This window comes from Ignavibacteria bacterium (assembly GCA_016873775.1).
Lineage (GTDB): Bacteria > Bacteroidota > Ignavibacteria > UBA10030 > F1-140-MAGs086 > JAGXRH01.
Genome location: VGWC01000092.1, coordinates 1 through 8,020, shown reverse-complemented (window position 1 = coordinate 8,020; position 8,020 = coordinate 1). Strand labels below are relative to the sequence as shown.

The window sequence follows — 8,020 nt, the reverse complement described above, 5'->3', positions numbered from 1 at the left end:
AGTATGTTCAACAATAGCTTTTAGAAATCAAATGAAACGAATAATTATATTATTAACTTTTTTATTGACTCTCTGGGTAGTGTCAATAAATGGGGAGTGGGAAAAAGCGTATTTCCCATCAAAACCTTCGGCTGGTCCTGTTGTAGATATTTATTTTACCGACATATTAAACGGTTGGGCGGTAGGATTCAATCGATGGTTGCCTGCACAGGTAACTTTAAAATGGCACAAGTGTAGAGCAGGCTTTAAGTTACAGATTCCAGCAAGGAAGTTTCCTTACTTTTTGACAATAAGGAAATGCAAGCAGGCAAACACACCATGAATGGAACGCAGAGAATTTTCAGAGCGGAATTTATTTTGTGCGGCTGAGTGTGAGACAAAATTGAATTTTGTCGTACAAAGAAACGAAAAAGGTTGTTCTGGTGAAGTAGCCAAAATGGATCCCACACAGTTTTTTGGATTTGTAACATACTTCGAAATTCTTTTCTAATATAAAGTAATGTGTACTACATTGTTCGCTGAACACAAATCAATCTTTGAAAAGAACGAACGCACAATTTCTCGTGAACAATTTTTGCAATTAGAGAAATACGTTTCGCTCTTGCTTGAAGCAAATAAAAAAGTCAATTTGATTTCCCGAAAAGACGAAGGGCAAGTTTGGGAGAATCATATACTTCATTCGCTTTCGATTTATTTGATGAACAAATTGGAAAATTGTTCTACGCTTTTGGATTTGGGAACCGGTGGCGGTTTACCTGGAATTCCCATTAAAATAGTTTGTGATAATGTTTCAATTACATTGCTCGATTCAACTCAAAAGAAAATAAGAGTAGTTTCAGAAATTGTGAAAAAGTTGGGATTAAAACAAACTAACGTGGCTTGCGGTCGTGCTGAAGAATTTGGAAAAAGAAGTGAGTTTTTTGGCAAGTATGATGTTGTTGTCTCTCGTGCTGTTGCTCCGTTAAATGAGTTAATAAAGTTGTCGAAACCATTTTTGAAGAAAAGAGGAACGCTACTTGCCTTGAAAGGTGGGGACTTAAGTGAGGAAATTAGAAAAAGTAATTCAATGAAACTCATAGAGTTACAAGTAGTGAATATTGAATTGAAGGGCTTAGAATATTTGAACGATGCAGAAAAAAAATTGGTTGTTGTGAAGTTTGGAAGAGAACGCGGATAAGACACGGAAGGAAGAACCGATTGCAAAGAGATATAATCAGCGAAATTTCGTTTAATCCGTATAAACTATGTACTATTCTTTATAAAACGCCGCATTGAGAATTTTGTAAACCAATTTTGCAGCGGTTTCATTAGGGTGATGCAAGTTAATAATTGGAGAAAATTCTACAACATCTGCTCCCACGATTTTCTTTTTCTTGCCAACTAACCATAATAAATTCATTACTTCTTGCCACAACAGTCCATTCGGTTCTGGCGTTCCCGTTGATGGCATTATTGACGGGTCAAATCCATCCACATCGAACGAAATATAGACCTCGTCGCTGAGTTGGTTCACAATTTCCTCTTGCCACGTTCTTTTCTTTTTCCAATTTCTGATGAGATGTGCATAGTAAGTGTTCACTCCGTTTTCTTTTATGAAAACAGATTCCTCGATACATTGAGCGCGGATTCCAACCTGAAATAATTTTTCCGAATTGAGCAATTCACACACCCGCGCCATCACACTCGCATGGCTGTATTTATTGCCTTGATACGACATCCGTAAATCCGAATGAGCATCGAATTGTAACACACAAAGATTGGGATATTTTTCGAGATGTGCTTTAATTAATGCTTGAGAGATTGTATGTTCTCCTCCAAGTGTAAGGAGAAATTTGTTTTTGGAAAGGATGAATTTTGCATTTTCATAAATCAACCCCAACGCAGATTCGTTCTTTTTGCTCCCAAATTTAAGCGGAGCAAAAGTAGCAATTTTTACTTTTTTGTATATCTCTTTGTCTATTTCTTCGTCATAAAACTCTACGTAGTGAGAAGCCGCAAGAATTGTTTTTGGGCCATTCTTCGTGCCACCACCATAACTGACAGTTGCTTCATACGGACAAGGGAGAATTACAATTGACGAATTTTCTAACGAAGAATAATCCTTTTCTATTCCTAAAAAATTTCTGTTACTTCCAAGTGTATTTAACTTTATCATTGAATTTCGCGAAAAATTATTTGTGCTGATTTCTTTTGAGAAAATAATATAGGACCGCAGAAAATTCTATTTCTTTTTTTTGCATTATCTATACATTTCAATATGCGCGTAGTTGGTGAAACGTCGTTCCTTTGGTAAATGACTGTTTTCATCCATTCAGAAACACTAATACTGGGTTCTGTTTCTAACAAATCCGAGAGTGTCATTTTTTCCAACAACGATGACAAACCCATCTACAAGCGGAAGGATGGAAAGAATTGATTCGCAAAAAGGATAATCGAATTTGACGCCGTTGCGAACAAAGGAAAATCCGCTGATGGTCATTTCAACAGAATCATTTTCTTTGTTTCAGAAATTTCTTGGACTTTTCCTAAATTGGTTCCGACGAATAATTGATAAAAATAAATTCCGCTTGAAAAATTACTCGCATCAAACCGAACTTCGTGCATTCCAATATCTGTTTGCTTGTTGTGAATCAACGTTGCAACTTCTTGACCGATAACGTTGTAGATTTTCAACGTTGTTTGTAAGGGCAATTTATGAATTGCCCCTACGGGAATTTCAAATCGAATCGTTGTCGTCGAATTAAACGGATTCGGAAAATTTTGTTTCAACTCAAATGAAAGAGGGATCTCCTGTGGTTCTGGAATCTCTGCTAATGTAGAATCCCATAGACGTCGTTGCCACGCACCAAGTCCGTGAGTAAATGCCCGCAACATTCTGTTCGAACGCGAAATGGATAAATCCATAACAATTGCAGGCGGCATTCCTTCTGAAAAATTTATCACCGAATCACCAGAACTCGTTTCGGCGTAAAGAAATACGCCTATATCATTTCCCACATAAATATTATGGCGAAATTTTGGGTCAATGAAAACCGCGTTTGTTTGAATGTTCGGGAGGCGTCCTCGGTCGCAATCAAACCACGTTTGTCCTCCATCAATTGTTTTAAAAAGATGCGAAGTTTCAAATCCACCAAAGACAACAAATGCGCGTGATGCATTTTGTTCGTCAATCGCAATATCAAGCGGGTACCGATTCGGAAGACTTAACAACGACGACGTATCAATTTTTGTCCACGCCGTTCCTCCGTTGATTGTTTTCCAAATTCCTTGGTGTGCAACCATTGGAAGCGTTCCTGCATACACGGTATCCGGCTTGTGAACTGAAACGGCAAGCGAAAGTACGGCATTCCCATCGAGCGACAAATTGTTATTTGTTGTTGTCCAAGTAATTCCCCCATCTGTCGATTTCGAAACAACATCTTCTCCCGCATAAATAACCCTGCTTTTTGTTGTAGAAATTGTATCGTTCCAGTATGGTGAAAGAACATACGGCGCAACAAAATTTACAACGTTGCTTACTCCTCCATACGTGTAATTCCAAAATCCCCTCCCTCGCGTTACGTTTTTTACCATATACAAATACTGCGCAGAACCATACACAACCGAATCACTTTTCTGGTCAATCGCCGTCCAACAACCGTCTCCACCGATACAACGATACCATGCGCCATCATTTCTTCCGAAATACATAGCCGTTGCATTATCCTGCATTCCTCCGCTTGCAAAATTAGAATCAGAAAACGAATTGGAACTTCCGTTGTAAAATTGCTGCGTATGATAACCTCCGTTCAATGATTGAAATGTTTCGCCAAAATTTGTTGTGCGAAAAATTCCACCGTCGTTTCCAAAATAAACCGTGTTTGAATCCGTTGGATGAATTGCATACGCGTGATGGTCTGCGTGGGAATAATCCGATGTTCCTTCAGGAAACCCAGGAGCAATTAACGTATCCAAATACCAATTGTACCAATACGATTTTTGGGATAACGTTTTTCCTCCATTGGTTGATTTCCAAACATCCACACCCCCGCACAATATTTTTGATGTATCCTTCGGATGAACAACAGCAAAATGCGAAAACCATCCTTGATACAACGCATAATCGGTTGTTGTTAATCTTCTCCACACTACGCCATTATCCGTTGAACGCCACAATCCTTTACTAGCAGTACTATCAGCAACATCGGCATAAACGACATTCGGAAACTTCTCAGAAATTGAAAGCATAGTTTTTCCTGAAAATTTCGGAAGCGTATCAATTTTTGTGAACGTAAAACCACTATTGGTACTTCGATACACGCCCGAACCGCGGCTTCCCAAATTTCCGCACGAAACAAATATAATATTGGTGTCTATCGGATTCACAAGAATATCAACCGACATTATGGTATCAAGAATTGAAAACCACGACTCTCCTTTATTTGTTGATTTCAACACGGAATCTGTTGTTGCTGCATATACAATATTCGGATTCTTCGGATTCATCGCAATATCTTGCACTCCCTGCTTTTGTTTTCTTTCCCAATTCACAGGATGCGTCCACGTTTCTCCGCCGTCTGTTGTTTTCAAAATTCCTATTCCATAACTTCCACGCGTCGTGCGCAACCCAAATCCTCCTACGGATTTACCATAACCATATACTTCTCCCGTTCCGATGAGGATCGTGTTCGTATCTGTTGGGTCTATTGCTATTGCTCCAACGCCAAGAACTGCATAATAATTTCCATTTGCATCTTTTATGTCAACATACTTCCACGCCGTTGCTCCTTCGCCTCCCGTATGACTTCTCCATAATCCTCCGCTTGCTGAACCCGCATAAATCGTGCTCGGATTTTGCGGATTAATGGCGATGGAAATTGTTCTCCCACCGATATTCGTTGGTCCAATGCTTTTCCATTCTTCCGATGAAAATTTTCGTTCAGAAATAGTGCGCAACTTTTCCCGTGAATAGTGCAATGCATCTGCAAATCCAGCATCGGGAATATCATCGTTAGGAAATGCGCGTGAGCGTGTCCAGAATGTTAATGCTTCGAGCGCGCCGGAAGTTTTTTCTTTCTTTTCTTTTCTGACTTTTGACGACGCTTGCGTGTCATTGTTTTTTTCTTCTTGTACAAAATAGAACCCGAAAAGAAAAAAGAAAAATGAACAGAGAAATAGAATTGAGCGTTTCATATAATTGGAAAGATTGTTACAAAATTTCTTTGATGCGTTCTGCTGGTCGCGCGAGAATTGCCGTATTCCCTTTCTCGATAATCGGTCGCTGAAGCAATTCTGGATGAAGCGAAAGTATCTCTATGAGTTCGTCTTCGGAATAATTTTTTTCTTCGATTTCCATTGCTTTGTATAACGGCTCTTTGGTTCGGAAAAGTTGTTTTGCGTGCAACTTCATTTTTTTTAAAAGTTCCTTCAGTTTCTTTTTAGGAATCGGGTCAACATAATAATTGACTGTATCAAAATCTACTCCGCTTTCTTTCAGCGTTCCATATACTTGTCTGCACGTAGAACATGTTGGTTTTTGGTAGATGATAAGTTTTACTTTTTCTGTTTTTTTCAACATCGCTTTAGAAAATTTTGGAAAATCAAATGGATTCTTGTGGTTAAGAATCTCTCGTTTCGTTTAAAATTTTGATTCCAAAAAATTTGGAAGCATTTTTCTCCACGTGGGCCAATCGTGCCGCATATCGTGTCCCCACAACTGCAAATCGTGAGGAATATTTTTCTCCATCAAAATTTCCGACAAGCGAACCGATGCCGACGGGTCTTCGTATTCGCCTTGTCCTGTTGCGATAATAATTTTTTTGTTTGTTCGCAATTGTTCGAGAATTGTTTCATCACATAATCCCGGTAAAAAATCCGACGGCGAATTGTAATAGCAATGGTCATCGTAATATCCTTTGCTGTAAGCGCTCAACGAATACACGCCGCTCATTGCAATCACGCCGTCAAAAATATCGGGATGTTTGAAAAACATATTTGCAGAATGCAATGCTCCCAACGATGCTCCGCACGTTATTATCGGCACTCTTCCATTGCAATCATTGTGAATAAACGGAACAACTTCATCAACAACATACTGATTGTACTGATAGTGCCGAAACGATTTCTGCCAATTCGGAACGTCATCATTCAACCAGCTTTCTTTGTTGATACTGTTGATAGAATAGACTTTGCACTTTCCCCCGTCAACAATGGACGCAATATCATCCGTCAGTTCAAACCGCTCGTACTCAAGAAAATCTGCGCCTGCTGTTGGAAACATCAATAACGCAAATCCGTAATGACCGTATTTGACGACTTCCATTTCTTTTTCCAGTTGGGTACTGTACCATTTAATAATTTCTCGATGCATAAATTTTTCTCCTTATGTTTTCGTACATACTATATGCTGATTATTTCAGCAAAATCATTTTCTTTCTTTCTGAAAAATCTTTTGTTGTGAGTTCGTAAACATACGTTCCATTGCTTAACGAATTTCCATCGAAACGTACTGTGTGTGTGCCGATATCATTGTTTTCTTTTACAAGTGTTGCAACTTCTGTTCCCAGAATATCCAAAACTCTAATCGTTGTAAATTGTGGCTCGTGAATCGTGTATCGAATTGTTGTTACAGGATTAAACGGATTCGGATAATTTTGCGAAAGAAAAAATGTTTTCGCTGATGAAATATTATCTTCGGAAAATGCAAGCGGAATTACTGTTATTGTTTTGTTCGGCGCCCAATTCCACTGGTCGCCGCTTGATTGACCGTTTCCGTTCACGCTGTTTCCCGTTGCAAACACCGTTTGCGTTCCCGTTGTTGTTGCTTTATACGTAAACTGAAACTCCAACATTCCTCCCGAAAACGATGTTGGCGAAACGTGCGTTAATTCATCGCTTACTTTTTTCAATGATGCGGAAATTCCCGTCAGCGTTCCGTTCGAAACAGCAATGTTTGTTCCGCCTTTTATTGCGGGTCCTCCCATTATCATCACGGAATAATTTGCCGTTTGATTCACTTCGATTGTATCGGGTCCCATAATCATAACCGTTACCGAAGTGGTTGCGTTTGCTCCGTGGCAATCGTTGCAGCCGGCGTTGAATTTTTTCGTTCTTCCGGTGATTCCGTTTTGCCGCGCATAATTTGTGTTGAAAAAAAAGAATGACATTATGAAAAAAGAAAATAGCAGTTGCTCTGCTTTTAAATTTCTTGAAAGCATTTTTTTGGGGTCCTTAATTTGAAAAAAAATTTGCTCTTAAACTAAAACTTTTCTTCTTCTCGGCAAACTGATTTCTGAAAAAAGATTTACAATTTTTCCTGCAATAATTTCACGCACGCTTCAACTGAAGAAACTTCGGTAACGTATTGCGTAATTGTTCCTCCGTTGAAAAATGATTTTTCATTCTCGAATAATTGAACAACCGGTTTCCAAAAATCACCGAGTAATACAATCGGTTTCTCTTTCATTATTTGTTTATGCGCAAGTTCCCACACGGCGGCAAACTCGAGCAGCGTTCCCGTTCCTCCGCGAAGAATGATATACGCATCTCCGCGTTCAATCAATTCCATCATTCGTTCAATGAGAGAATTTTTTTCTACGATTTCATCGAGATATACATTCGGTTTACTGAAAAAAGATTTGATAACAACGCCGATAGTTTTTCCCGTAACTGCTTTCGCGCCCTGTGCAGATGCTTCCATAATTCCACCGTAGCCGCCGTTGCAAACAGTGAAGTGATGTTTCGCGAGTTCTTTTCCGAGTTCGTACGCCGTTTCATACTCTTCTGAAGCGGGAACACATCTTGCATTTCCAAAAATAGTAATTATCATTTGTAATTGGCAAATAGTAATTAGAAAAAAAAATCTGAAATCTCCAGTCTAAAATCTAAAATTAATTCAGGAACTCCCACGTAACGCCAAGCCGCAAATTTCTATCCGGCATTGGATAAAACGGAACAACGTAATATTTCGTGTTGAAAATATTTTCAATCGTAAAATGCACAACCGCATCGCCAAGTTTTGCAAAGAAGAGGAAATCGAGAG

At 39.0% G+C, this 8,020-nt stretch carries 7 protein-coding genes; 1 reads left to right on the top strand and 6 read right to left on the bottom strand.

Features of this window, described 5'->3' with window-relative positions; translation table 11 throughout:
* Positions 1-499: 499 nt before the first annotated feature.
* Positions 500-1,177, top strand: a complete 678-nt coding sequence (gene rsmG / locus FJ218_10285) for a 16S rRNA (guanine(527)-N(7))-methyltransferase RsmG (protein ID MBM4167288.1) — start codon at positions 500-502, stop codon at positions 1,175-1,177.
* 72 nt (positions 1,178-1,249) lie between these two features.
* Here the strand turns inward: rsmG and speB are convergent, their stop codons facing one another.
* The 6 genes from speB to FJ218_10255 form a co-directional block, all read right to left on the bottom strand.
* Positions 1,250-2,155: an agmatinase gene (speB, locus tag FJ218_10280; GenBank protein MBM4167287.1), complete on the bottom strand. Its 906-nt coding sequence runs from the start codon at positions 2,153-2,155 to the stop codon at positions 1,250-1,252.
* Positions 2,156-2,475: 320 nt separating this feature from the next.
* Positions 2,476-5,172 (bottom strand): T9SS type A sorting domain-containing protein, encoded by a 2,697-nt coding sequence (locus FJ218_10275; protein ID MBM4167286.1) that lies wholly within the window; start codon positions 5,170-5,172, stop codon positions 2,476-2,478.
* Between the two features lie 16 nt (positions 5,173-5,188).
* Positions 5,189-5,557, bottom strand: a complete 369-nt coding sequence (locus FJ218_10270) for an arsenate reductase (protein MBM4167285.1) — start codon at positions 5,555-5,557, stop codon at positions 5,189-5,191.
* A 60-nt stretch (positions 5,558-5,617) separates the two neighbouring features.
* Complete coding sequence (locus FJ218_10265) at positions 5,618-6,349, bottom strand: esterase (GenBank protein MBM4167284.1); 732 nt, start codon at positions 6,347-6,349, stop codon at positions 5,618-5,620.
* A 40-nt stretch (positions 6,350-6,389) separates the two neighbouring features.
* Positions 6,390-7,196 (bottom strand): T9SS type A sorting domain-containing protein, encoded by an 807-nt coding sequence (locus tag FJ218_10260; GenBank protein ID MBM4167283.1) that lies wholly within the window; start codon positions 7,194-7,196, stop codon positions 6,390-6,392.
* A gap of 86 nt (positions 7,197-7,282) precedes the next feature.
* Positions 7,283-7,807, bottom strand: coding sequence for an LOG family protein (locus FJ218_10255; GenBank protein MBM4167282.1), 525 nt, complete (start codon positions 7,805-7,807; stop codon positions 7,283-7,285).
* Positions 7,808-8,020: the final 213 nt, after the last annotated feature.